General features: G+C 44.6%; 27 protein-coding genes and 1 tRNA gene. 23 read left to right on the top strand and 5 right to left on the bottom strand.

The annotated features are described in order from the left end of the window. Positions 1-354: 354 nt before the first annotated feature. From AC0QT4_RS05880 to AC0QT4_RS05770, 23 genes are all read left to right on the top strand, one after another. Positions 355-1,260, top strand: coding sequence for a phage head morphogenesis protein (locus AC0QT4_RS05880; RefSeq protein WP_473200784.1), 906 nt, complete (start codon positions 355-357; stop codon positions 1,258-1,260). Positions 1,261-1,901: 641 nt separating this feature from the next. Beyond that, positions 1,902-2,954, top strand: coding sequence for a phage protease (locus AC0QT4_RS05875; RefSeq protein WP_473200790.1), 1,053 nt, complete (start codon positions 1,902-1,904; stop codon positions 2,952-2,954). Continuing rightward, a complete protein-coding gene (locus AC0QT4_RS05870) occupies positions 2,951-3,292 on the top strand; it encodes a hypothetical protein (RefSeq protein WP_473200783.1) in 342 nt (113 codons plus the stop codon). The genes AC0QT4_RS05875 and AC0QT4_RS05870 overlap by 4 nt, the downstream gene beginning before the upstream one ends. Positions 3,293-3,304: 12 nt before the next feature. Next, on the top strand, positions 3,305-4,270 hold the full coding sequence (locus AC0QT4_RS05865; protein ID WP_473200782.1) for a capsid protein: 966 nt from the start codon (positions 3,305-3,307) through the stop codon (positions 4,268-4,270). A 14-nt stretch (positions 4,271-4,284) separates the two neighbouring features. Further along, positions 4,285-4,707, top strand: coding sequence for a gp436 family protein (locus AC0QT4_RS05860; RefSeq protein ID WP_473200781.1), 423 nt, complete (start codon positions 4,285-4,287; stop codon positions 4,705-4,707). 1 nt (position 4,708) lies between these two features. Beyond that, the gene (locus AC0QT4_RS05855) at positions 4,709-5,203 is read left to right on the top strand and encodes a phage virion morphogenesis protein (RefSeq protein ID WP_473200780.1); all 495 of its coding nucleotides are present in this window, start codon (positions 4,709-4,711) and stop codon (positions 5,201-5,203) included. Next, the gene (locus AC0QT4_RS05850; protein WP_473200779.1) at positions 5,200-5,724 is read left to right on the top strand and encodes a hypothetical protein; all 525 of its coding nucleotides are present in this window, start codon (positions 5,200-5,202) and stop codon (positions 5,722-5,724) included. Before AC0QT4_RS05855 ends, AC0QT4_RS05850 begins: the two co-directional genes overlap by 4 nt. Then, the gene (locus AC0QT4_RS05845; protein WP_473200778.1) at positions 5,724-6,317 is read left to right on the top strand and encodes a baseplate assembly protein; all 594 of its coding nucleotides are present in this window, start codon (positions 5,724-5,726) and stop codon (positions 6,315-6,317) included. Before AC0QT4_RS05850 ends, AC0QT4_RS05845 begins: the two co-directional genes overlap by 1 nt. 11 nt (positions 6,318-6,328) lie before the next feature. Next, the gene (locus tag AC0QT4_RS05840; protein WP_473200777.1) at positions 6,329-6,511 is read left to right on the top strand and encodes a hypothetical protein; all 183 of its coding nucleotides are present in this window, start codon (positions 6,329-6,331) and stop codon (positions 6,509-6,511) included. 3 nt (positions 6,512-6,514) lie between these two features. Then, complete coding sequence (locus AC0QT4_RS05835; protein WP_473200776.1) at positions 6,515-6,901, top strand: GPW/gp25 family protein; 387 nt, start codon at positions 6,515-6,517, stop codon at positions 6,899-6,901. Beyond that, the gene (locus tag AC0QT4_RS05830; RefSeq protein WP_473200775.1) at positions 6,888-7,739 is read left to right on the top strand and encodes a baseplate assembly protein; all 852 of its coding nucleotides are present in this window, start codon (positions 6,888-6,890) and stop codon (positions 7,737-7,739) included. Before AC0QT4_RS05835 ends, AC0QT4_RS05830 begins: the two co-directional genes overlap by 14 nt. Next, a complete protein-coding gene (locus tag AC0QT4_RS05825) occupies positions 7,739-8,845 on the top strand; it encodes a phage tail protein (protein ID WP_473200789.1) in 1,107 nt (368 codons plus the stop codon). The genes AC0QT4_RS05830 and AC0QT4_RS05825 overlap by 1 nt, the downstream gene beginning before the upstream one ends. A gap of 1 nt (position 8,846) precedes the next feature. Next, positions 8,847-11,990, top strand: coding sequence for a DUF4815 domain-containing protein (locus AC0QT4_RS05820; protein WP_473200774.1), 3,144 nt, complete (start codon positions 8,847-8,849; stop codon positions 11,988-11,990). A gap of 58 nt (positions 11,991-12,048) precedes the next feature. Further along, on the top strand, positions 12,049-13,392 hold the full coding sequence (locus tag AC0QT4_RS05815; RefSeq protein ID WP_473200773.1) for a Bgr_08870 family protein: 1,344 nt from the start codon (positions 12,049-12,051) through the stop codon (positions 13,390-13,392). Between the two features lie 8 nt (positions 13,393-13,400). Then, the gene (locus AC0QT4_RS05810; protein ID WP_473200772.1) at positions 13,401-13,628 is read left to right on the top strand and encodes a hypothetical protein; all 228 of its coding nucleotides are present in this window, start codon (positions 13,401-13,403) and stop codon (positions 13,626-13,628) included. Positions 13,629-13,877: 249 nt separating this feature from the next. Then, positions 13,878-15,167: a phage tail sheath C-terminal domain-containing protein gene (locus AC0QT4_RS05805; RefSeq protein ID WP_473200771.1), complete on the top strand. Its 1,290-nt coding sequence runs from the start codon at positions 13,878-13,880 to the stop codon at positions 15,165-15,167. Next, positions 15,164-15,682, top strand: a complete 519-nt coding sequence (locus tag AC0QT4_RS05800) for a phage major tail tube protein (RefSeq protein WP_473200770.1) — start codon at positions 15,164-15,166, stop codon at positions 15,680-15,682. The genes AC0QT4_RS05805 and AC0QT4_RS05800 overlap by 4 nt, the downstream gene beginning before the upstream one ends. Before the next feature lie 9 nt (positions 15,683-15,691). Continuing rightward, positions 15,692-16,102 (top strand): hypothetical protein, encoded by a 411-nt coding sequence (locus AC0QT4_RS05795; protein WP_473200788.1) that lies wholly within the window; start codon positions 15,692-15,694, stop codon positions 16,100-16,102. Positions 16,103-16,233: 131 nt separating this feature from the next. Then, positions 16,234-18,582, top strand: coding sequence for a phage tail tape measure protein (locus AC0QT4_RS05790; protein WP_473200769.1), 2,349 nt, complete (start codon positions 16,234-16,236; stop codon positions 18,580-18,582). A gap of 31 nt (positions 18,583-18,613) precedes the next feature. After that, a complete protein-coding gene (locus tag AC0QT4_RS05785; protein WP_473200768.1) occupies positions 18,614-19,060 on the top strand; it encodes a phage tail protein in 447 nt (148 codons plus the stop codon). Then, positions 19,057-19,311 carry a tail protein X gene (locus AC0QT4_RS05780; protein WP_473200767.1) on the top strand — a complete coding sequence of 85 codons (255 nt, stop codon included), beginning with the start codon at positions 19,057-19,059 and terminating at the stop codon, positions 19,309-19,311. The genes AC0QT4_RS05785 and AC0QT4_RS05780 overlap by 4 nt, the downstream gene beginning before the upstream one ends. Further along, positions 19,302-20,309, top strand: coding sequence for a phage late control D family protein (locus tag AC0QT4_RS05775; protein WP_473200766.1), 1,008 nt, complete (start codon positions 19,302-19,304; stop codon positions 20,307-20,309). The genes AC0QT4_RS05780 and AC0QT4_RS05775 overlap by 10 nt, the downstream gene beginning before the upstream one ends. Continuing rightward, entirely contained in the window at positions 20,288-21,760 is a 1,473-nt protein-coding gene (locus AC0QT4_RS05770) for a replicative DNA helicase (protein ID WP_473200765.1), read from the top strand. The genes AC0QT4_RS05775 and AC0QT4_RS05770 overlap by 22 nt, the downstream gene beginning before the upstream one ends. A gap of 404 nt (positions 21,761-22,164) precedes the next feature. Here the strand turns inward: AC0QT4_RS05770 and AC0QT4_RS05765 are convergent. From AC0QT4_RS05765 to AC0QT4_RS05745, 5 genes are all read right to left on the bottom strand, one after another. Next, a tRNA-Gln gene (locus AC0QT4_RS05765) sits at positions 22,165-22,238 on the bottom strand. An 88-nt stretch (positions 22,239-22,326) separates the two neighbouring features. After that, positions 22,327-23,085 (bottom strand): iron ABC transporter ATP-binding protein, encoded by a 759-nt coding sequence (locus tag AC0QT4_RS05760; RefSeq protein ID WP_473200764.1) that lies wholly within the window; start codon positions 23,083-23,085, stop codon positions 22,327-22,329. Beyond that, positions 23,082-24,032 (bottom strand): iron chelate uptake ABC transporter family permease subunit, encoded by a 951-nt coding sequence (locus AC0QT4_RS05755; protein ID WP_473200763.1) that lies wholly within the window; start codon positions 24,030-24,032, stop codon positions 23,082-23,084. The genes AC0QT4_RS05760 and AC0QT4_RS05755 overlap by 4 nt, the downstream gene beginning before the upstream one ends. Beyond that, a complete protein-coding gene (locus AC0QT4_RS05750) occupies positions 24,025-24,981 on the bottom strand; it encodes an ABC transporter permease (RefSeq protein ID WP_473200762.1) in 957 nt (318 codons plus the stop codon). The genes AC0QT4_RS05755 and AC0QT4_RS05750 overlap by 8 nt, the downstream gene beginning before the upstream one ends. 108 nt (positions 24,982-25,089) lie before the next feature. Beyond that, positions 25,090-26,028 carry a siderophore ABC transporter substrate-binding protein gene (locus AC0QT4_RS05745; protein ID WP_473200761.1) on the bottom strand — a complete coding sequence of 313 codons (939 nt, stop codon included), beginning with the start codon at positions 26,026-26,028 and terminating at the stop codon, positions 25,090-25,092. Positions 26,029-26,224: the final 196 nt, after the last annotated feature.

The raw sequence follows: 26,224 nt of genomic DNA, 5'->3' as shown, positions 1-26,224 counted from the left end.
CATTTAAACGATTGCGTTTTAACAATGCAATTTATGTGATAAAAACGTCTTGTAAAATTTATGAGCTGTTATGAATGATAACTGCTTTGCATTTCATTTGAATGCTCCCATGCGTTATAACATTGGCATCATGATTTGCTTTTTATGCTCTGTTTATAGATGGCTATTGTTTGTAAAAAATGGTCAATTGAATCATGCATAAAAGTGTGGATTCTTAAGTGGATTCAAATAAAATAAATCCAATCAAGGTATTGACTTTATTGTGTTTTTTTATATAATACCATTTCTTTACAGGAAAAAGGCTGGTGGGGTAAAAAGAGTGTCCTTGATCCACAAAGCGGTGAAGAGAGTTTGGTGCAATTGGGCAGTCCACGGCGCTTAGAAACGGTCTATTGGGCCAATAGCATGAGTGCGCATGCGGCAGGTGAGTGGGAGCGTACACAAAATAATAAAGAGTTTTTACCTTATCTGACCTATGCTTTGTCTAGCTCAGAGCACAAACGGTTAGAACATGAAAGTTGGGTGGGATTTACAGCACCGGTTGATGATCCTGTTTGGGATTGGCTTTATCCGCCCAATGGTTGGCGATGTAAATGCAGTGTGCGACAGGTGGGCCGTTATGAAGCAGAAAATTTAGGCTATGAAGAGGATGCAGCTCCGTTACAAGTGGAACAGAAGGTTTGGCACAATAAACGGACAGGGAAAGTTGAAAAGATCCCAAAAGGAATTGATCCTGGTTGGAACTCTAATCCTGGAAAACATCGGGCGCAAAACTTAAGCCGTTTCTTGAGTGATAAAATTGCTATGATGCCAGAAGAGCGCAAGCGCATTGCCATTGAAGATATTGTTGGTTCGCCGCTTTTGCAAGCAATGTTTGAAGAGCGTTTGCCGCGTGGATTTCTTCCCATTGCCCCGATGATAAATAAGGTGCGTGAAGTTTTTGCAACGGACAGTTCCCTTGTCCGCCTCTCTTCAGACAGTGTGAAGCATATTTTGTTGGATCATCAAGCCCGTAGTCTGACTGTGGATGATTTTCGTGGTGCTATTCAAACCCTCATCCGCCCCCATGGTATCATCAGGCGAAAAGATTCACGGGGAATTATCCTGTTTGGTGAAGGTGCTGGGGCATGGTGGCGGTTTGCGGTTAAATTTGTGGCAAGCAAACAAGAATGGTGGCTTACCTCTATGCATAAAAAGGACTTAAAGGAAATTCAACGTCTTTTGGAGGCTGCCGAAAAAAAGGGCGAAAGGTTGTTGTAGGGAAAATAGTAGAAAGAAAGCCTATGCCAATTTAGTAAAGAAGAAGTGGGAAAAACGAGAAGGCGTGGAGGGCGGTCAACTCCTCGCAGATCCGGCAAAGCCGTCCTGGTATAACTGGCTCACACCTTCAGTTTAAAAGTATAGTCTTTTTGAACAGAAAAGCAATCTTTAAAAAAACGGCTTGAGAGAGATTGTTGTAGGGAAATAACAAGAAGAAATTCCTGTGATCTTAAAGGAGAAGGGGTGAGGAAAATGAAGAAGGCATGGAGGGCGGTCAACTCCTCGCAGATCCGGCAAAGCCGTCCTGGCAAAACTGGCTCACACCTTCAGTTTAAAAGTATAGTGCTTTTAAGCAGAAAAGCAATCTTTAAAAAAACGGCTTGAGAGAGGCTTTTTGGTATAAGACGATAATTTGTACCTCCAAACTTATAATGGCGCTCTATCGCCTTTGAAGTGCCTTTGAAAACGATTTTATAAGAGGGTTTGGAAGAGACTTTTCTCTCATCAGGGAGAAGTGGGGAAAAGGGTGCTTTTAAAGTGCTTTTTAAAAGAGGCTCTTTTGACTGACAGTGTCAGACTTATAGCGTGGATGGGTTTCGTGCATTCTATTGCCAATGACAACTGTAAAGCAATAGGCAATGATGGAACAGGAATTTCACGAAGATCAAGAGGATGGACATGCCGGGACATTTCATGATGGGGCAGTTCATACCGCATTGATTGATCTTTGCCCAGAGGTTTTGTGCCAAGATAATCTATGTGAAGACATGACAGGCAAACAAGCGCCTGAATGGGTAGAGATTTTACCCAAAGCGCCCCATGTGAAGGCACGTGATGGGCGGGAATGGCATTATAACCCGCAAAGGATTTTAAAAGCTTTTGAGGCAAATAAAGGACCGCTTGTGATTGATTATGAGCATGGGCAACATCACCGTGCGCAAAAAGGTTTAGAAGCACCGGCTAGTGGTTGGATTGAAAAATTAGTAGAGCGGGATGGTGCGATTTGGGGACGGGTTAAGTGGACTGAGGTAGCAGCCAAAAAAATTATTGCCCGCGAATATCGCTATCTTTCGCCTGAGTTTCGCCATTCTAAGAAAGGTGAAATTTTACATTTATCCGGTGCTGGTTTGGTGAATCGTCCAGCCCTTGTCATGACGGCTTTAAGCAGTCAACAGCCTTTAATCCCCCCTTTAACAACTGATGTGGAGAAAGATATGGATTTGACAGCCATTGCTAGCGCACTCTCGCTTTCAAAAGATGTGCGGCTTGATGAAATTTTAGCCGCTGTTGCGGCACGCGAAAAGGAGCGTGTGGAATTGAATGCCCAATTAACAGAGGCACGCAATCAATTGGCCCTTTTACAGGCAGAGCAAAAAAATGATGCGATTGAGAGGCTTTTAGATAAAGCCATTGAAGAGGGCAAAATATTGCCAGCTGCGCGTGAGGAATATCGTGCACTGTGTGGCCTTGAAGGGGGCATGGAGCATTTTAGAAGTTTGGTTGAGAAGTTGCCCACTCTTGCTTCAACAAGTCCTTTAGAGCGCTCTTTTCTGAGACAAGAACAAAATCTTGCACCAGAAGATCTTGCTGTTGCGGCACGCCATTATCAACAAGAACAAGCGCAAAAAGGGCACTTTATCACCATTAGCCAAGCGGTTGACACTGTTTGCGAACAAAAGGAGCGCTCGTTATGAGTACAATGATTTTGATTAAGTCTTTTCGCGCCGGCGATGAAATTTCGCCTTATTGCATTGTTGCGGCACGCGGTGAGGGTTGTGTGGTCACCGCTTCTGGTAAGGGTGATAAATTATTAGGGACTGCTGGGTCTTTGAGCGCAAAGGCTGGTGAGATGATTGATATTGGCCAATGTGGTTGGGGCGAAGTGGTTTGTGGGGGCAATGTTTCCTTTGGTGACTTTTTGACCTCTGATGCTAAGGGGCGTGCCATAAAGGCTGAAGGAACAGATCGCACGATTGGACTTGCCATGAGTGATGGTTCTGCTGGTGATGTTATTTCTTTTAAAATTAATTAGTCGAGGCTTAAAATGAACAGACCTTTTCCCATTGATCCAACACTCACCGCTATTGCTATTGGTTATCGCAATCCAGCAGGTTCTCTTATTGGCGACAAAGTTTTGCCCCGCGTTCCTGTTTTAAGTGAGGTGTTTAAATATAGTGAATTTCCCTTAGCGGAAAGTTTTACGGTGCCTGAACTTGAGGTTGGCCGTAAAGGACGCCCGAATATGGTTGAATTTTCGGCCTTTGAACGGGAAGCCAGTGTCAAAGATTATGGGCTTGATGATCTCATTCCCAATTCGGATATTGAAGCAGCAGCGCGTGCACGGGCAGAAAAACGCTCTCGTTATAACCCTGAAAAGACAGCTGTGGAGGGACTTGCCAACTTGCTGGAATTGGGGCGTGAAGTGCGTGTTGCAGCTCTTGTGCAAGCGCGTGAAAATTATGCTCCAGAGCGGGTGATTGATCTTAAGGGTGAGAATAAGTTTAGCGATTATGACAAATCAGATCCTTATGCTACTTTAGATGAGGCAATGGATAAAAGCCTTGTCTATACGCCCAATACTATTGTTATGGGTAAAGTCGTTTGGTCAAAACTCAAACGCCATCCCAAAATCATCAAAGCTGTTAAAGGGGGTGGCACTGCCGATGGTTTTGTTACCAAGGCACAATTTGCCGATCTGATGGAAATACACCCTGAGCGTTTACTCATTGGTGAATCGCAAGTGAATTTGGCGCGCAAAGGGCGCTCAGCACAATTGGCGCGGGTTTGGGGCAATAAGATAGCACTGCTTTATATTGATCCCACCAAACAACAGGCGGATGGTTCTGTGATTAGTTGGGGCTTTAGCGCGCAATTGGGTGAGCGTTTTTCTGGGGCGATCTCTGATAAAGATATCGGTTTATTGGGTGGTAAACGGGTGCGTGTGGGTGAACGGGTCTGTGAATTGGTGGCAGCCAAGGATGCTGGTGTTTTGCTGCAAGAGGTTGTCTGAGGAAGAGAGTCTCTATGGCTTATGCAAACAAAACCTTGATTGAAGAGCTCTGGGGTGATGATTTTTTGGATGATTTGTGCGGGATTGGCGAAAATCCAGACCAAACAATCTCTGATCAGGCAATTGTCCGTGCGCTAGAACAAGCAAGTGGTGAGATTGATGCCCATCTGTCTCATCGCTACGTTGTGCCGATTGCCGGACAGCCAACAGCGTTGGGCATGATTTGTGTCAATCTTGCGGTTTATAATTTAGCCATCCGTCATACGGCTCTTACCACCACCATTGAGGATCGTCACAAACAGGCGATTGATCTTCTCAAACGCATTGCGGAGGGCAAAGCGGGTTTAGGCTTAGATGAACCAAAAATTATGAGCGAAGATGGGCCTGTTCGGGATGGTGCTTTTTTTCATGCCAAACCACGTTTGATGGGGCGATAAAATGAGCATTTCCACCCCTATTGAAATTAAAGAAATGGGGCTTGAAGCGGCTCTGTCTTTTTTGCAAAAAGGCGCTGAGACTTCCATGGGAACTTTGGCGCAAGGGGTGGGGCGTCTGTTGCAAGAGAGCACGAGGCGGCGGATTCAGAGTGAAAAAACCTCTCCTCAAGGAGAGAAGTGGCAAAACAATTACGCCCGCACCTCCATTCTTTATGCCAGTGGAGCGCTATCACGCTCTATTGATATGGTGGCATCCCCAGAAAAGGTCATCATTGGAAGTGGTTTGGTTTATGCCCGTATTCACCAATTGGGTGGGGTTATCCGCCCTAAAAATGGCAGCACCCTTCGCTTCTTTCTTAACAGCAGCAAAGCACAGCGCTTTGTTTGTGTCCACCAAGTAACGATGCCAGCACGCCCTTATTTAGGGCTTTCAGAGCGCAATAAAGTGGAAATTGTCAAAGCAGCAGAGGATTGGTTGGAAAGGATCTTTTCATGAGTCAAATGATGAAGCAGATGGGGCGGATTAATGCACTTCGTGAAGCGGTTATAAAGAGCCTTAAAAGCGCTTTGCCTGATGTGCGTGATTGCGGCTGTCAATTTGGTCGTTTTCATTTAGAAGAACTTGAAACCCAAATGTTGGTTGCACCAGCAATCCGTGTTGCGGTGTTAGAAAGCCGTTTGACTTCTGTCTCCAATGGGCAGCAGAGTGCCGATCTTCATTTGGGTGCTTTTATTATCACCACAGGCAAAGAGCGTGATTATCACAGTTGGCTTTTGGCTGAAGCCATTGCGGTGCTTTGTCATAGCGGGCAATTGTGGGGGTTAACGCATTTGGGTGCGCCCCGTGAAGTGCAGATTGAACCGATTATCTCCGCGGCGATTAAGCAGCGCGGTGTGGCAATAAGCGTGGTTGAATGGCACCAAGATTTGTATCATCTGGGTCACGATATTTTTTGTGATGACAGTAAAGGGCAGCTTAAAAGGGGTTTGATCTGTTTGGAAGATGAGGGCGTGTGATGAATGATGCCCATCTCATTGCTGCGACCTTTCGGCAAATTATGAAACGGCTGGATAAACTCGAACTCTGTCTTGCCAATCAGCACATGATTGGGCGGGTTGTGCAAGTTGATGGCCATAGGGTGCGGGTGCAAGTTTCCTCACAAGGGCAAAATGGGCAGGCGGTTTTATCGCCTTGGTTGCAAGCACAAGAAGCAGCAGGCGCTGTTTCGAGCAATATGCCTTTAAATGTTGGTGATCCAGTGCGGTTGTTTAATCCCCATGGGGAAATAGGTTCGGCTTCTTTGGTGGTTCGTGATAGCTATAGTGAGGATGCGCCAAACCCCGCTCATCAACACCAAGAGTTAGCGCTGTGTTATGCCGGTGGCGCTTTGCGTATCACAAAAGAGGGACTGATCCTCTCCCATGGGAAAAACCAAATCCATTTGAGTGAAAAAGGTTTGGAGCTTTGTCACCAAGCAACCCGTGTTGCGATCAGTGAAAGCGTACAGATTCAAGCAGAAGATTTGTACCATAATCAAACATCTGTTGGAGCAGACCACAAACATGGTGGGGTCAAAATTGGTCCCTCTACAACCTCTAGCCCCCTTTAAAGGAGTTTATCATGCGTGAAAAAACTTATGTCATTTTAACCAATGCGGATTTTGTGGCAGGCAATCGTTCGCCGGGAAAAGGTGAAGAAATTTGTTTAAACGATGAGGCGGCCAAATACCCATTGCTGCTTGGTCAGATTGCTGAAAAACAAACACCTGTCGTTTCTTCAACAAAGGCAGTTAAAGGTGCTTAAAGCATGCGCTGTGGAGTGAGTGAAAAGGACGGCTCTCTGTTATATGGTTGGGCGCACTGCTGTCAGTCCCTTCGTAAATGTTTGACAACAAAGATTGGGACACGGGTTTTGCGGCGTCATTATGGATGTGATGTTGGAGCTTTCCAAGATGCCAATGCTGATCCGGCGACAATATTGCAGCTTTATCAAGCAATTGTACAAGCCTTAAATGATCCAGAATGTGGAGAGCCTGGGTTTTCGTTGCAAAAGATTGATCTGATAAAAGCAACGCGGGAGGGAACATTCCACTTTGTTCTCACAGGTGTGTTTTATCCCGATGGGCATTTGGGCGATTGGTCACATAAGGAACCAATCAGTGTCGATTTAGAGGTGGGTGATGACAGAATTTGAGCAATTGCCTCTCCCACAAATTCTTGAAGAGCTTTCCGTTGAGGCTATTTTAGAGCAAAAAATCACCCGTTTAACCAAGCTTTTTGCCGCACAGAATATTCCTTATAATGTGGAAAAGACGGCTTATGATCCCGTGGTTATTCAATTGCAAGCGGCTGCTTATGAAGAGTTGCTGTTGCGCCAGCGAGCAAATGAGGTCGCGCGGGACAATCTCCTTGCCTTTGCGCGTGGGACAAGTTTAGACCATTTGGGGGATTTTCATGGGGTTTCCCGCCTTTTGGATGAAGATGATGCTCGTTTTCGTCGCCGTATTCGTTTAAGCCGTCAAGGGCATTCTACAGGTGGCACAGTTCCACGTTATCAATATTTTGCCCTCTCGAGCGATATCCGTGTCAAAGATGCTTTTGTTTATCGTGTGGGGAAAAGCCCGCTTATTCATGTTGCGCTTTTTAGCGATAGTCCTTCTGGTATTGCCGATGAGGCTTTGATTGCCAAGGTACAAGCAGCTCTTGATGAAAAACAGGTTAAAATGACCAATGATCATATCCTTGTAAAAAGTGCTGTGCAGCGGATTATCGATGTGTATGCGGATCTCTGGTTGTTGCCAAATGAAGGTCCCCTTGTTTTGGAAAAAGCCGTGAACAATTTGCAAACGGAATGGGCGCGGGCGCAAAGGCTTGGGCGTGATCTGTCTTTAAGTTGGATGATAAGCCGTTTGATGGTTGAAGGTGTCCACCATGTGATCTTAACACAGCCCTTAACAGATATTGTGGTCGCACCTGATGAGGCGGTGGCTTTAGGGGAGATTGTCTTGTCTAAACGGGGGAACGCTTATTGATGATTTCCTCACTTTTACCGCAAAATTCAAGCTTGTTTGAACGCTGTTTAGCCGAAGCAATGGCATTTGATCCGCAGGTCAAAAACACTCTCGAAGAAATCCCCCGCGCGAAATTTATCACCCGTCCCCCTTCGTGGTTGCCTTACTTGATCGACGAATATGGCTTACAAGAATTAAGCTCATATTTCTCTAATCCTTATGATTTGATTGACCAAGGGCTGCAATGGCAAAATATTCGTGGTTCTTTAGCGGCCATTGATAGAGGGCTTGCATGGCTTCAGATTACAGCACGCTTTACACCAGCATGGTCGGGGCGTGCGTGGTGGAATTCTTTTCAACTTTACTTTGATCAATTGCCTGAACAAAGTGCTCTTGAAGCCATTGAAGCCATCACAGAGCTTTCCAAAAGTTTGCGCTCTGATTTTCGCCGCGGTGTCAATGGTTATGACGTGCAAGCTATGGAAGGCAATATGTCACGCCTTGATGCATGCCTGCTGGATTATGAGAGCGGTGTGCGCTTAACCGCGGGGGACACACTGTTTTCCTTTGGGCGCACAACAGAAATCAAGCACACACTTGCCAAACAAGAAGGCTTGTTGATTGGCAATTGGATGGATGATGTGGATGGGGAATTAAGTTTCGACCAGATTGATTACCCATGGGATATGGCAAATTTCCCTTGGTGTTCTGTTAAAAAACATCAACGCGACATACTGATGGCAGAGTGGTTTTATAACCGCACCCTTTATCTCGTGTTAAAAGACAGTGAGGATGATGTGATTGGGTATCGCAGATGCAACATTGTCCAACCAGTAGAACAGAATTTAGCGGGTGTTTATCACCATTTGGGCGATTGTTATCAACCCTCCTCGAGGGGCACCGCAGTTCTTATTGCAGCACGCACGGATTTTCAAAATGTTGATGGAAAACAAGCTGCTTCTATTGCCGTTCTCGTTCATGCGACCCCCAAACACCATGTTCCCTTTGGAAAGCTTTGGTGTGACAGCAATGAACTGATTGGCGGGGTGGAGATCATAAAAACGCCCGTTAACATCCCTTTGCGCGGTGATGTGCGCGAACAATTCAAGATTTTATTGAGGTTTTAAGATGAAGCATGAAAGTGGTTTACCCTTTGCAATTGACAGATCTTGCGGCAAAGACGACCAACAAAGCGTTGTTTTCTATGGGCAACGTCCCTTTATCCAAAGTGGTGAACTCAATGAGATGCAAACCATCATCAGAGGACGCCATGACCGTTTGGGGCGCCTCGTTGCCAAAGAGGGAGACCGTGTTGAACGGGCTGATGCTTTTGTCAATAAAGACACTCAAACGGTTACCTTAACAGAAGGCAAGATCTATATCGCAGGGGATATCTTTCCGGTCTCAGAGACTGTTCTCAACGCTGTTTCTATGGTTGGTCGCATTGAAATCGGTGTGAAGTTGCAAAAAACATGGATTACCCATGAGGATGATCCAGAGCTGTTGGGGCAAGTTCCAGGCACCTTGGCAGAAGGAGAGCCCGGTGCGGCACGCGAAACTGCAAAGCTTGTTTGGGCTCTAAAAGAAGATGGGCAGCAAGGCACTTTCTTTCCCGTTTATATCTTACAAGATGGCATTCTCATTGATCAAAAGTCCCCCTCACTGCTGGAACCCGCCATGCAAGCGATAGCGACTTATGACCGTGCTCATGGCCATTATATCGTGAGTGGATGTCGTGTGACGGCTCTGGGACCAAACAATGGTTGCCAAATCTTTAGCATTCAGGAAGGGGAAGCCAATATCAACGGCTTTAAGCGCAAACGCCTTGCTGCTTTGCGCCATGAAGAGCAAGAAGAGTTTTCGCAAGGGCTTGTGCCGAGCGAAACCCATATTTTTGCCCCGCAAGATAAAAAGACAAGCTTTACCTTCAAAAGCTATTATGCTCCCATTGCCGATATTCACTCTCTTTTGTTGACAAAAGAAAAAACCGTGACGGTCACCCGCGGTGCAACAGCTGCAGGACGAGATGGTGTTCCTGATAAAAGCATCACCTCTTTTCTCAAAGTTGTGCAAGGCAACAAAGAATTTAAAGAAGGAACGGATTTTAAGAAAACCGGTGATACCATTGACTGGGCACCGGTAGGAGATGAGCCTGCAACGGGCAGCAGTTATAAAGTGACCTATCGCTACCGTGCGCAAGTGAGCGCCGATAAAGTCACGGCACAAGAAATCACTGTCTCAGGGGGTGCGCAAGGGGGAGATATTATTGTTAGTTACACTTACAAATTACCCCGTATTGACCGTATCGGTCTTAATACAGGGGGCAGTGTTGTCTATATCAAAGGGATCTCAGCAGACCATCCCATGGCACCCAGTGTCCCCGATGATGTCCTCTCCCTTGCAACCATCACCAATAGTTGGCTGGATACTCCGCTCGTTACCAATGATGGCACACGGGTTGCTCCCTATGATGAGATGTGGCGTTATTTTCAACGGGTGCTCTCCCTTGATCGGTTGATGCAATTAGAGCGCATTAAAAGCAATGTTGACTCTAAAGAGCCTGTTGCCAAAAAAGGCATGTTTGCTGACCCGTTTCTTGATGATACTTACAGAGATGAAGGATTTGCGCAAACAGGAGCTGTTGGCAATGGCATTTTACAGCTGGCTATTGATCCAACCTTTTACACCGCCCCCTTAAAGGCTCCTGTCACCCTTGACTGGACAAATGAAGTGATCATTGCGCAAGAATTGACAACGGCTTGCGAAAAAATCAACCCCTATCAAAACTTTACCCCTCTGCCTGGGACGATCACACTCTCACCCGCTACAGATTTTTGGCATGTCCAGCGTACCGATTGGCTCTCGAGCGTGACCAATCAATTGTTTATGGGAACGCACCGCGGCAGCAGTCTTCGCAAGACAGAAACAAATGATGAACTGATCAATGTTGCGCATGAACAAATTGATTTTTTAAGACCCATTACCCTTCACTTTAAAATTGAAGGCTTTGGCAAGGGAGAAATTTTAGACGCTCTCACCTTTGATGGTGTGAATGTCTTGCCAACAAGCCGCCTTGTTGCCAATGGCAATGGCATTTTGGAAGGCACTTTCAAGATTCCTGAACACATCCCTGCTGGCACAAAGAGCGTTGTAGCAACAGGGAAAGGGGGAACAGTGGCAACAGGTCTGTTTACGGGGCAAGGTGTTATTGATGTGAAAGTGATGCGGCGCACCACAACGGTGAAGATCTGGAGGCAAGTGGATCCACAAGCGCAAGTCTTTACACCGGAAGAAACACGGCAAATCACCGGTCTTGACTTTCATCTTTGTAAAATCGGCAATCCAGATCATGATCTGGTGATTGATTTGGTGACAACAGAAAACGGTTATCCAACAGCTGATATCCAAGCCCAAAGCTTTTATTCGATGAAGGGGGCAAAAACCGGATGGGCACAGGCACGCTATGATGTCCCACTCCTTGTCCCCAATGATCGCTTAACAGCTTTTGTCCTTAAGACCGATGATGCTGATCATTCCCTCTCACTCGCAAAGCTCGGGGATTTTGATGAAGAACAGCAAAGATTTGTCTCAAGTCACCCTTACGTGACTGGTCCTCGTTTTTCGTCTGTCAATGCGCAAAGCTGGAGCGCCCATCAAGATGAAGCTTTAGCCTTCCGTGTCTTGGCAGCACGCTACAGACAAACAACAAAAACCATTGATCTTGGCACATTTGACCTTGTTGACTGTTCTGATTTGCAAATCCGTAGCACGGTTGAATTGCCTTCCAGTGATTGTTCGGTGATCTTTGAAATTGAAAGAAACAATGGCACGATTTACCAACTCTTACCCTTTCAATTGTTAAGCCTCACCGAATATATCAGTGAAACGGTTCAATTACGCGCCATTCTCAAAGGCACAGAAAAACTCTCCCCCGTTCTGTTTGCTCCTGTTCAGGTGATTGCCGGCAAGATTCATAATACAGCAACCTATGTTACCCGTGCTTTTGCCTTTGGTGAGAAGGCAAGGTTGACCAGCTATATCAAAACCTTTTTACCGGGCGGCTCCACATTCACCCTCGAGATGCAACTGGATGATGGTGCTTTTATCCCCCTCACCTTAGAGGAAACAGAACAGCTTTCCGAGCCGCTTTGGACAGAGCGAAAATTTGTCAGCAGCAATAAGACAGCGAGACAAGCGCGCTTGAAACTGACGCTAACCGGTGGACCTTCGGCACGATCAATGTTGCGTGATTTTGGGGCTGGCATCTTGTGATACCCCCTCATTTTGAAAGATCGGATTTGGAGCTGCTTTAGAGACTTGGAGAACGAAAATGACAAAAACCAAAAAGCTTGCAATGGAATTGCCACAAGAAGGGCGTTTTATCAGTTCTGAATTCCCCATTTTGCGTGAGAATTTGACGAAACTTGATCAAGCCATTGCCGATGTGGAAGAAAAGCTAGACAACAAAGCTCCTGCAAAACACACGCATAGCATAGGGGATGTTGCAGATCTTGAAGCAGTCCTCAAAGGCAAAATGGCAGCGGATAAAACCTTCACTTTAACCGATTTGGGCGATATCGAAGGTGCACAAGATGCTGCCAACAATTATGTTCTCTACAAAGCTAGCAACAATCATTTTACCTTTGGCAGTGCCGTCTCTCTGCTTGGAGCACACCAACACAAAATTGAAGATATTGTTGGTCTTGATGCATTTAAAGCCAAGATTAATGAAGATCTGACAAGCTATGGTCATTTAGCAAGATCAAACGAATGGCAGAATTATAACAAGTTTACCAGCAAAGTCACTATGAGTGGTAGCTTAGAGCTTTTAGGAAACTCATCCCTGAACCTCATCCACAATGGTAGAGTTGTGACAAATTTAACTGCAACAGGAAGCGTTCTTAAAGGACCGCTGAAAGTTGATGGTGCGGAAGTTTATAGCAAAGACGAAGCTGTTGTTGCTCTTCAAGAAATACGTGATGAAATCACAAAACTGAGGAAAGCGACCTCTCCCCTTGAAGTTCTTGTAACACAAAGTGGCACTATTCCATGGCCTGAAGGGGTTAGTGATAACACCAATATCGAAATATGGGCATGGGGTGGCGGTGGAGGTGGGGGAGGTATTACTGGCGGCGGCGGCGGCGGCGGTGCTAGTGCATGTATTAAAATCAAAGGAGCTCAGCTTAAAAACTCCCAAAATGTCCAAATTGGTCATGGTGGCAAAGGTGGAAATGGAGGCGATGGTGGTAGAGATGGTGGGAAGACAATTATTGAAAGACTGCTTGTCGTAGGTGGCGGCGGAGGTGGTAGTCATAATGGTAGTGGCAATTATGGCAGTGTGGGAGACTTCTACTCTGGTGGACCTGGTGGCAGCTACTATTCTGATAAGACTAGTGTTAATGGTAATACTTTTAGTTTCAGTGGCGGGGGTGGTGGCTCTTATGGAAAAAAAGCAGGGGGAGACCGTGGCTGGGGTGGAGCTTCTTCTTTCGGTGGGGGAGGAGGTAGTAGTGGGGATAAAAACGGAAAAGGAGGCTGCAGTGGAAAAGGAGGAAATGGTGGAAATAGTGGTGGCGATAAAGCTGGTGGAGGTGGAGGTTATTTCCCAGGAAAGTCTGGTGACGAAGGTGGTGATGGTGGCAACGGAGCAGTGTTGTTAAGGTTTTTTATATAGGAGTTTTTATGGAATATGCAGTTGTTGAAAATGGTGTGGTAACAAATATTATTGTAGCGCCAGAAGATTATATTCATGCTTTTGATGGAGAAGCTATTGCCTCAAATGAAGCACAAATTGGCTGGACTTATAAAGATGGGGTGTTCTCTCCTCCTATCGTTGATGAAGAAAAGGCTTCTTTGTCTTCTGAAAGGGTAGAACAAGACGCACCCGAAGAGCTTGTAAAAGAACGATAAGAGAAAGATGAGCAAGCTTAGAATGTAATTGTTGAGCATAGATTAGTTGGACGCAAGCTTTTGCATAGGAAACAATCGAATGATTTGACGCACGCTTATTGTCTGTTAGCTTAAGCTGTATCATTTTCTTTTAAAGTCCTTCTCAAAGGGGTTTCAAAGCCCTTTTAAAGGGCTTTTTTGACTGACAGTGTCAGTCTTATGCGGTTTGATCCTTGTTGTTATTGTTGCTTTATTGATTTGGAGCGCAAGATGGCAACAGAATTTAATCATGGTATTCGCATTGTTGAGGCTGGTGAAAGCTCTAGGCCGTTGGCAACATTTGATCAGACGGCGATTGGCGCGGTTGTTACAGCCCCTGATGCTGATGCACAAATTTATCCGGTAAATGAACCTGTTTTAGTCTTTACCCATGAAACAGAGAAAATCCAAAAGCTAGGGCAAAAGGGCACGGCTCTTGATGTGATTAACGCTGTGTGCGCGCAAGGAGGTGAGGCCAAAATTGTCCTTGTGCGGGTAGAAGAAAAGGCGACAATTTCTGAGACACAAGCCGAAATGGTAGGGTCCAATGCTGGATTGACCGGTGTTCATGCTTTGACCCATGCGCGTGGGCATTTAGGGGTTGAACCTGGAATTTTGTTGGCACCAGCCTATAGTGCAGGGCGCCTTGATAATGGTAAAAACCCCGTGGCTGACGCGCTAGAACAGGTGGCTGAAAAGCTGCAAGCGATTGCGGTTTTTGACACAGGGGGCAAAAATACAGAAGAAAGTCTTGCTTATCGCGCCGATTTTTCCTCACGCTTTTGTTATTTGATTGACCCCTTTGTGCGGGTGGCAAACGGTGAGGGTGGTTATTGTATTAAACCGGCAAGTCCCTTTGCCGCAGCGATGTTTATCAAACGTGACAAACAAAAGGGGGGTGTTTTTTGGTCTCCTTCAAACCAAGATGTGCACGGCATTTTAGGCACAGCGCGCCCCATTAGTTATTTTGATGGCGAAATCGATCATGAGGCAAATCGTCTTAACCAAGCCGATATTGCTACCTTTATTCCGGCACGGCTTAGTCAAAACGCGCAAGGAAAGATGGTTGCCAATGGACGCATTTTATGGGGCAATCATACCACATCTTCTGATCCGCTTTGGCGCTTTGTCAATGTGGTGCGCACCCGCGCAGCATTGGAAAAAACCATCATCAATAGTTTCCGCCCTTTTGCCAATGACGAAAACCTTACCGGTCAACATGTCATTGCCATTACACGCTCTCTCACGCAGTTTCTTGATGATATGATTGCCCGTGGTGCCCTGCTTGGTGGACGTGTTTGGTTCGATCGCGATTTGAATTCCAACAGCACTTTACAATTGGGTAAGTTGCGGGTTGAATTTGATGCCGAAGAAGTACCTCCTCTCGAAGATTTAAGTTTTGGAAGCAGGCGCAATAGCGCTTATTTTGACCGGCTGGCGGAAGATATCCAAAAGAAAATGACCTATCAATTTGGCGATACGCTAGAGAGCTATCGCAAAGCAGCAAGGAGTGAAGCATGACTTTACGGATTGTTCGTGGTTTTACCCTGATTGTTGATGATGATGTCAATCTTCATCTTGATCTTGAAACGCTGAAACTGCCCACCTTAGAAGAACTCACTGAAACCTATCAACCAGGCGGTTCTGATATGCAAATTGATGTGAGTGGTCTTGGTGTAAAAGCTTTGAAGTTGCAAATGAAGATCCGCAGTCATACCCCCGAAATCATCGGTATCTTTGCTGGTCCCCCTGGTCTTCGTCATAAATTTACTGGCAAAAAACATGTGGTGTCTGAAGAAGATGGGCGCGAGCATGAACATTCCATTGATGTCACAGGGCGCCTGATCAAAGTCGATAGCGAAAGTCTTACTGCTGGAAAAGCAACAGGCTATGATTGTGAGATTAAGAATATTTGGGACTATAGCGAATATTGGGATGGTGCTGTCCTACATCGCTTTTCGTTTAAACGGGGCGGTTGGCTTGTGCGCAATGGGCAAGATATTGGTGGACGCCGGCGCTCTATTCTCAATTTATAGGAATTCATGATGACACATTTACAAACAAGCATTGATGTGGAATTGCAAGTGCCCATACTTTATCAAGACAGTGATGGCAAGCAAGCGACGCGCAATAAATTGACCTTTTATCGCCCTACCTTCAAACATGCCAAGCAATTGGCAGTGCTGATAGGACCGCAATTGACACAATTGCTGGTTCCAGAGTTTGGCGAGCAGAAAACACTCTCCAATGATGTTCTGCTTGCCAAGCTTTCTCAAGTTTTGTTCACAAATGAGGCAACAGAAGGCATTACAGCACTTTTGGCAGATATGTCTCACGAAACGGTCGAATTGATTGATCGTATAGACGCTGTCGATATTATCGCGATCTTGAAGGCTTTTTTTGCTTTTTTTATGGGACGCCAATCCCTTACGCTGGACAATTTGGAGCAGAATTAGCGCTCTATTTTCGCTGGTCGGCTCTAGAAATCAACCAGATGGATTGGCTGGATGTTGTTTGTTATCGCAGTGAATTAGCACGCTTGAAAGCCCGAGAATATGAACAGCACATGTTGGAATAAGGAGCTGTTATGGATGTTTCCCTTGTGGTGCGTTTTGTCAATCATCTGCAAGAAGGGATAGCCTCTGCCAAGCGCGATCTGCAAGCCTTTAGTGCCGATGTTGCTCATTTACAAAAACAAACGCGCCAGCACTTTCAAAAATGGTTTGATCCTCAACATCTTGAAGATGCAACAAAGAATGCTGAAATGGCTTTTACTCAAGCGCGAGGGCGCATGGTGGGTGCTGTTGCCCAAACCGCAACCTTGATTGCGCCCCTCTATAAAGCCATGCAATTTGACCAATCGATGAAGGGCTTGGAAAAGGTTCTTGATGCGCCTCTGCATCGCTTAAAGGAATTGCGCCGCTTTGCTCTCGAAACTTCAACCAAAATCCCGCTTGCAGCACGTGAGGTTTTAGAACTGATGACCAGTGCGAGCCAAGCGGGGATTGGCGAGCAAGATCTCGAATCCTTTAGTCTTTATGCCGCCAAAGCGGCCGTGGCTTTTGATATGACGGGGGACCAGATTGGTGAACGCTTTGCCAAATTGCGCAATGTCTTTAAGCTCAGTCAGACAGGCATTGAAGAGTTAGGCGATGCCATCAATCATCTCTCCAACCATATGGCGGCGAAAGCCAGTGAAGTATCTGATTTTACCAATCGTGCCACCGGTGCTGCCACCATGTTTAAGCTCACCGCCCGTGAAACGGCTGCTTTTGGTACCGCGATGATTTCTGCGGGGATTGTCCCTGAGAGTGCAGCGCGTGGTTTCAATGCGATGAGTTCGCGTATTCAGGCAGGGGGCAAACATATTGAAGATGCTTTTGCCAATATTGGGATGTCACGGCAAAAGTTTCTCCAAGACCTCGACAAAGATGCTACCGGCACGTTAGTGCGCTTTTTTGATGTTTTAGCCAAATCCGAACAGGGTATGCGTTCGCTGATTGCCATTGCTGGGCGCGATTTTACCGGTGACTTTGCCAAATTGGTTGGCAATCCAGAATTGTTAAGCCAAGCACTCGAATTTGTTAAAGACCCCAAAGTCTTTAAAGGCTCCGTAGAGCAAGAAGCGGATAAACAAGCAACCGGTGCCATCCGGCAATTTGAACTTTTGCAAAACCGCATCGTGGCTTTGGGCATTACCATTGGCAACGTGTTGTTGCCCCATGTCAACAATTTGATGGCCAGTGTTGGAAATTTTATCAATGGCTTGATGGCATGGGCCAATGCCCATCCCGCTTTAACCAGTGCCATTGTCAAAACCATTGCCGCCTTGATGGCTTTTAATATTGCTCTGCGGGTGCTACGCTTTACCATGGCTGGCACACGCCTTGGTTTGCTTCAGTTGATGGGCTCTTTGATCAAAATTGGTGGTGTGAGTCGTGCTCTTAAAACAAGTTGGCGAGGCTTGGCATCTTCAGGGCGCTCTTTGGGAATCATGGCAGCAACTTTTGGTGGGAGCACGCTTCGTCTTCTGCGTCCCATGACTTTGTTGGTGGCAGGCTTTCGCGGGCTTATGGTTTCAGGCAGCGCCTTTGCCGCTACATTTGGGTGGGTTGGAACAATTGTGGAAGTGGTCGCCGCTGGCATTGCTTCTGTTGTTGGTGCTGTTTTTACCCCCATAGGAGCTCTGATTGCTGCTGTTGTGGCAGTGATCTTGGCTGCTTGTTTTGTCTTGTGGAAATATTGGGATCGCTTTTCCTCTTTTGTCAAAGGTTTTGCTCGGGGTCTAGCACACGCTTTTGGGCGTGCCTTTGAAGCCGTCATGCGTTTTTTTGGTGCTGATACTGCAACCATTACTAAGTGGAAAAACATCCTTGCTGCTGCCTTTGACTTCTCTGAACATTGGCAAAAGTTCAAACAGGGGCTTGTTGCTCTATCCCAATGGTTTGGCAATGTATGGGAGGGTTTTAAGCAAAGTCTCTCCAACTTTTGGAGCTGGTTGAGCGGCTTTTTTGCCCGCGAAAAGCTCTCAGAAGAAGCCAAGGCGGGTATGGAACAGGCCGGAGAAGATCTAGCCAATGGGATTGTCGATGGCTTTATGTCCTCCATCACACAATTGGCTGACTTTTTTAAATCCTTACCCCATCGCATCAAAGGATGGATTGGCTCAATTGATTTATCCAACATGTTTCATTTGCCCAGTTGGCTTGGTGGCAAAACAGCTTTGCAGCCGATTGTACAATTTGCCGGTCGCCAGCAAACAAGCCCTGCGGCAACTGGGGCAAGGGACAAAAGTAAACAGAGTGCATCCATTTATCACCATCAAAATGTCACGGTGCATGTGAATGGGGCGCGCGATCCTCTTGCCACAAGCCGTGCGGTCACCCAAGCCCTCCAACGGGCAAAAGCCAATGCCCTGCATGGTGGGACAGAATGAGGCAAGGAGAAGCAATGAGGGGAGGGAGCAGATGAAAGATCCTTTGATGATGCTAGGTCCACATCAATTTTATGTCGATTGGCTGAATTTCCAATCCTTTGAAGAAGAGTTCTCCGCCTCATGGGTATCTATGGAGCGTTTTGGTAAAGCCCCCAGTTTGCAATTTACCGGCTATGGCAATGATGCCAAAACCATCCATGGCGTGTGGTTTCCAGAAGAGTTTGGTGATCGTATAGCCATCGACGCACTCACCATAACCATACGAGCAGCCAAACCAGTGCAGATGCTTCGTTGGGTCAATGATATGAGCTATAGTGCCATATTCCATGGTCCCGTGGTGATCACCTCGATCACCAAAGACCACGATTATATCAGTCGCTCTGGTCAATCTCAGCGTATCCGTTATTCCATCAGTCTGTTGCCCTTTTTTGATGGGGGCAAACCACAAGGATATTTCCAAGAGGGACGACAGCTATGAAGCTACCAGAAAAGCACGTTGTTGTAGAGTTAGAAGATCTCAGTCTTGATCTGATTTGCTTTCACCATGCCATGGCGGTGTTGGGAGACCGTCAACAGGCTGGATTCTTAGATGGATATTTAGAAGCCACCTTGAGAGCCAATCCAGGAATTGCCCAATATGGTGCTGTTTTGCCACGGGGTTTAGAGGTCACCTTGCCTGAATTTGTCTTTGTTCCTCCTCAAAGCAGAGTGAAGCGGTTATGGGATTAAGCCGAACCTATCCTTTTATCGTGGTTAAGGTTGGAGACAAACCCGTCCATGAGGTTTTTTACCAGCGTCTTCTCAACGCCACCATCACCGATCATGCCGGCAATGAAGCCGATCGTTTTGAAGCGGAGTTTGATGATAGCGGCAATGATTTACAGGTTCCACAAAAGAACAGCACCCTGCAGGTGATCTTTGGTTATCAGGACAGCATCAGTGCCTTTATGGGGCGTTTTGTTGTTGAATCGGTTGTAAGTATAGGGGGTAGTGATGGAGAGGTTTTGCGCCTTTGCGGCAAAAGCGCTTCGATGCGTGGGGAACTCAAAGAACAAGCAAGTGAGCATTTTGACAACAAAACCATTGGCGAGATTGTCGAAACTTTAGCCAAACGCCATGGTTATCAAGCCAAAGTCGACCAAGAATTCACTTGCAAAACTTTGCCTTATGTGGTGCGCACCGATCAATCTACAATTGATTTTTTAACCCGCCTTGCGGAGCGTATGCGGGCACGTTTTTTAATCAAAGACAATAAGTTTTTATTTTTAAGCGGCAACAATTTACCAGCAATCAATCTTGCTAAGCATGATTGTTCCAGCTGGGAATTTACTCTCGAGCCACGCACCCAATATGGCAGCGTTGAATCAACGTACTTTGATCGCTCGCAAGGAAAACAGCTGTCTGTCAAACATCGCACAAAACTCACAGGTCCCACACGGCGTTTGCGTGGTTGCTACACCTGCAGAGAGGAAGCTTTAGCTGCTGCCGCATCAGAATCGGACCGGCTTTGTCGTGGTATGGGCAGTGGTTCTTTGGTTCTAGAAGGGCGTCCAGAAATCATGGCCGATCAACCCCTCATTTTGCAAGGGTTCCGCGAGCAAATCAATGGAGCATGGAAAGCCGCAACGGTGACCCACCGCTATGAGAAACAAAGCGGCTATACCACAGAAATTACCTTAGAGGCACCAGAGAAGGGGAAACAGCCATGGGAAAAGTCAACCTCGTAGAATGCAGTGCGCTAGACAATCAAAGGGACAACATGCTCTCTTCTGTTCGAGAGATCCCACATAATCTTGAAGCAGAACAAGCCTTGCTTGGGGCCATTCTCATGAACAATGACGCCCTTGATCGTGTTTCAGACTTTCTTAAAGCAGAGCATTTTTTTGAACCCTTGCATCAAAGGATCTTTGAGATCGCTTCACACATGATCCACAAGGGAAAACTTGCCAATCCCATTACCATGAAATCCTTTCTTCCAGCAGAAGAAAAGATTGGTGAGATCACGGTCTTTCATTACGTTGTACGTCTTGCCAAACAAGCGATCACTATCATTAATGCTCAAGATTATGGGCGGGTACTTTATGATCTTTTCCTTCGACGCTGTTTGATTACTCTTGGGCATCAGATTGTTAATACAGCCTTTGACGCTCCTGTAGAGTTGAAGCCCTCACAACAGATTGAAAGGATTGAACAGCAGTTGTTTGAATTGGCAGAGAAGGGAAAATATGGCGGTGGATTTGAAAATTTTGAAGGAGCCCTCACAAAGGCGCTGACCATGGCAAGTGCTGCTAAAGCGCGTTCCTCAAGGCTTTCAGGAATAGCGACTCACATTCAAACCCTTGATGAGAAAATGGGAGGGTTACAAAAATCTGATCTCATTATCCTTGCGGGGCGCCCCGGTATGGGAAAAACCTCTCTTGCAACCAACATTGCCTTTAATATTGCCAATGCTTACAAGTGTGATGACCAGACACAGGAACAAAACAATGAAGGAGGCATTGTTGGATTCTTCTCGTTGGAAATGTCCTCAGAACAATTAGCAACCCGGATCATTTCTGAACAAACGGAGGTTTCTTCTTCTGATATCAGACGGGGCAATCTCTCAGAAGAGCAATTTACTAAACTCATCCGCATGACACGTTCTCTTCAAAAAGCTCCGCTTTATATCGACCAAACGGGTGGTCTTTCTGTTGCCCAATTAGCAGCGCGTGCAAGGCGCCTCAAACGACAACATGGTTTAGATGTTTTGATGATTGATTATCTCCAGCTTATGACGGGTCATACAAAGCGTTCCTCAGACAATCGTGTGCAAGAAATCACAGCGATTACCATGGCTCTTAAGGCATTGGCAAAAGAACTGAATATTCCCATCATTGCTCTTTCACAGCTTTCACGCCAAGTTGAGAATCGCACCGATAAACGTCCACAACTTTCTGATTTGCGTGAATCCGGTTCGATTGAACAAGATGCTGATATTGTTTTGTTTGTCTATCGTGAAAAATATTACTTGAAAAATGACCAGCCTAAGGAGGGCAGCGTTGAAGCTGTCAAATGGCAAGAGAAGATGGATCAGGTGAGGGGACAAGCTGAAGTGATTATCGCCAAACAACGCCATGGTCCCACAGGAACTGTCCCTCTTGCTTTCCAAGCTGATTACACGCGTTTCAGTGATCTATGAAGAAAAGCATAAGAGAAAAACATGCATAAAAGGGGCAATAAATGACCTTTGAAAGGCCTTTGAAGACCCTTTGAGAGCCCTTTGAAAAAATGGAAATCCTTTGAAAAGGAGGTTATTTTTACAAAATATGATGCAAATGATACAAAATTTACTGGTCTCTGCATGCATCTTTTACAGATTCTAGATGTCAAATAATGGGATTGTTGGAAAAGATGAATCGCCTCAAATTGCGATTCTGAGCCAATAAAAATAAGACTCATGAAAGCGACTCTAAACACCTCTTAAAGCTTCTCTGAGAACCGCCAAAAAGACCCTTGAAAAAAAATGAATTGCTGCAAAACCCAGTGTCAAATTATGCAAAACCCAGTGGCAAGCTACACTACACAAGCTACATACATACAACTTGGCTGGGGAACTTGGATTCGAACCAAGATTGACGGAGTCAGAGTCCGCTGTTCTACCATTAAACTATTCCCCAGTAGATGAATGTCGCCACTTTTAGCAGATTTTATAGTGTAGGCAAGCGCAAAAAGGATCTTTATGGTTCTTGATTAAGAGAGAGCCGTTTACCGATAATAAAGGGCAATGGGTATGTCGTCGATTGTTTCAATTTTAATATTCATATCATAAATGTCTTTAAGAATTTCTGGTTGCATGATTTCTTTTGGTGTTCCACAATAAGCCGCTTTTCCATTTTTGAGTGCAACGATCATATCTGAATAAGATGATGCGAAATTAATATCATGCATAACGATAAGAACAGTTTTTTTGAGTTCATCGGCTGTGCGGCGTAATTGTTTCATCATGGAAAAGGAATGCTTCATATCTAAATTGTTTAATGGTTCATCTAATAGGAGATAATCAGTATCTTGACAAATGACCATTGCGATAAAAGCTCGTTGGCGTTGTCCACCGGAAAGCTCATCCAAAAAGCAGTCTTTTAGATCCTGTAAGTCAAGATATCGGAGCGCACTGTCAATGAATTGTTTATCTTCGTTATTATACCAGCCCTTTGAGTAAGGATAACGTCCGAAACTTACTAAGTCATAGACGGTTAAACGAAAGGATAAAGGATTATCTTGACGCAGGATTGAGAGTTTCTGCGCCAAACTATCGTGAGGCATTTTATCAATATCAAAGCCATCAATGTAAATTGATCCTTTATGGTGCGGTAAAAGACGTCTTATCAGCATCAAAAGAGTTGATTTCCCTGAACCATTGGGACCAATGAGAGAAATAATTCCTCCTTTGGGGAGACGAAGACATAAATCATCGATAATCAACCTCGCTCCATAAGTCTTGGAAAGATGATTGATTTCAATCATTTTAGTTTTCCCTTCATCAGTAATATTAAGAAGACAGTTCCACCACAAAATTCAATAATAAAACTCAAACGTCCTGCCATATTGAAAATTTGTTCTAAAATAAATTGTCCACCAACCAAACAAATTATAGCCAATAATATTGCAATTGGCACAATGAAAGCATGTTTTGCTTGAGGGGAAAGTTCATAGGAAAGGTTGGCAACTAACAGCCCAAAAAAGGTAACAGGTCCTACCAATGCTGTGGAAATGGAGACGAGAATAGAAACCAATATAAGAATAGTTGTAGCGCTTTTGTGATAATCAACTCCAAGGTTGATTGCGTTTTCGCGTCCTAAAGCAAGAATATCAAGAAGATGACGTGAACGCCATCCAATCAGACTTACAATGAAGATAATGATTGTGGCAAAGCTTAGCAAGGATGTATTAAATTTGTTAAAATTTGCAAACATAATGTCAGTTAAATACATCATTTGGTCCGGATTTAACTGTAATTGCATGAACATGCGTAAACTGAAAAAAAATCCTCCTAAAATAACACCAATCAAAAGAGTTAAATGAAGACTTTTTATGTTGTCTGAAAAGAGCCAGCGAAAAAGGCTTATTGAAAAAAAAATGAGAATGAGAGCTTCAAAAACGAACTGTCCTTCTTGGCTCAAAAAAGGCAAAGAAAGAGAGCCTAAAAAATACATTATGATAGTTTTTATTAAAATATAAAGTTGATCAAATCCCATAATAGAAGGTGTAAGAAGACGATTGTTAACAATTGTTTGAAATAAAACAGTAGAAACGGTAATTGCATATGCAATAACAACAAGAGAGACAAGTTTTGTGAGACGAAATGTCCACGTATAGATGTTTATATTCCATGTCATATAAAGAATGGTTACAGTACACGCCATTACGATAAGCGTTGCGAGGATAATTGTTGTTGCCTTCTTTTTATCCAAGACGCTTTCTCCATCGTAAAAGCAATATAATAAAAATAAAGCTACCAATAATCCCCATCATGGTGCTAATGGGAATTTCAAGAGAAGAATGAATTATCCGCCCTAAGAGATCACAGATCAAAACCAATCCTGCACCACTGATTGCAACCCAAGGAGCAGTATGGCGCATATTGTCACCCCTGAAATTTGAAACAAGATTTGGAATAATTAGTCCAACAAAGGGAATTCGACCGACTGTACAGACGATAACAGCGGTGATCGATGCGACAATAAAAAGACCAAAGAACATGACAGTACGATAATTCAGTCCAAGATTGTTGGCTAAATCTTCTCCTAGACCAGCTACTGTAAAGCGGTCAGCGGTAAAATAAGCAAGAATGCAGAGAGGAAGAGAGAACCATAAAATTTCATATTTTCCCTCAAGAATCATCGCAAAGCTGCCAAATAAATAAGCTTGAAGAGAAGGGAGCAGCATTTCATGATCAGCAATAGCATTGGTTAAGGAGCCAATAACATATCCTAGCATAATTCCTGTCAGTGGCACAATGAGGGCAGATTTTAAAGGAATTTGGCGCAATAAAAACATAAAAAGTAACGTACCAATCATGGCAAAAATTGTAGCAACAATCATTTTTCCAAGCACAGGGATGTCAGGGTGAAAAATCATAACAAAAAGAATGCCGAGAGAAGCAGATTCAACAGTTCCAGCAGTCGACGGTTCGACAAAGCGATTGCGTGCAAGGAGTTGCATAATCATACCTGAAAGGGCGAGTGCTGCCCCTACCAAAAGTACCGAAATTGTACGAGGGATGCGTGTTTGCCAAAAAATAAGCCAAGCATGTGGATCATTTGATAATAAATCAGAAGGCGTTACATCTGAATAACCAACAAAAATACTAAGAACAGACAGTAGAATAAGAACTATGACGGCTATCGAGTAATTTTTCACGTTAAATTATTTTCCAACAAAGAAAGCAAAGGCCCTTTATAAACAGCCTTTGCTCCTAAATTTTATTTTCATGACAAGCTAATTATTTTTGGCAAGTCATTTTGGTGTTTATTTGCCTTTTGTAAAGGCTTCTCTAATTTGTTGTGCCGTTTCGTTAAGTCCAGTTAGACCGCCACTTGCTCGGTACCAGCTCCAAGAATCCAGATAAATAATCTGGTCCTTTTTGCCAGCTGTTGTGCGTTTAACAAGTTCATTATTGAGCAATTGTTCTGCAGATTGTCCTTCTCGTCCGATCGCTGCATCTCGATCTATAACCAACAACCAATCAGGATTGGTTTCAAGAATAAATTCAGGGGAAATGAGTTGTCCATGTTTTTGCACAGTAAGTTTATCGGTTGCAGGGACAATGCCAAATGATGAATGGAAAATATCAAAACGTGACTTTGGACCCAAAGCACTGATCTTTCCACCAGAGGTCATAAGAACGAGTCCTGTACCTTTTCCTTTGGTACTCTCACGAACCTTTGCTAAATTTTCATCGAGTTTCACAATTTCTTCTTTTGCTTCCTTTTCTTTCCCAAAGATTTTTCCAAGAATAGTCACATTCCTTTTAATATCGTCAAGAGAGCTTTCATTGCTTACTGTGAGATCAATCGTTGGAGCGATTTTAGATAAATCTTGATACTTGGCTTGAGTCCGCGAGGAAATAATGATTAAGCCAGGTTGAAGAGTAGCAATTTTTTCGTAATCTGGCTCAAAGAGAGTGCCAATTTTTTCATATTTTGCATCATTAAACTGCTGCAGATATGCAGGTTTCTTTCCTTCGGGAATACCCACAACTGCCTTGATACCGAGGCGATTCATGTTATCAAGCGTTGCAAGATCAAAGACAACAACCTTTTGAGGAGAGGTGGAAACGGAGGTCGTTCCTGAAACATGATCGATTGTTATCTTAGCATCAATGTTTGTCTTTGCCTGTGAAAATGTTGTAAAGCTTATTACAACAATCAAGGTGGCAACTGCCCATTTTAGATATTTTGTTATCATTATCTCATCCTTTTCTCAAAATTATAAAGGGTTTCCTTAAAAAGCTTAACTGAGGCATTTTTATGTACAAGATTATACACAAAACGATAAATTAATTTATTGCATTATGTTGTAAAATAGATTGATATATGTTACAAATTGGATATTTAACTATTTTCGCTCAATTCTAGTACTTTTGCAAACAATATTTGGAAAG

Source organism: Bartonella sp. EBT8, assembly GCF_055796165.1.
Note: the sequence above shows the minus strand (reverse complement) of the source record. Positions and strands in the feature narration are given on the sequence as shown.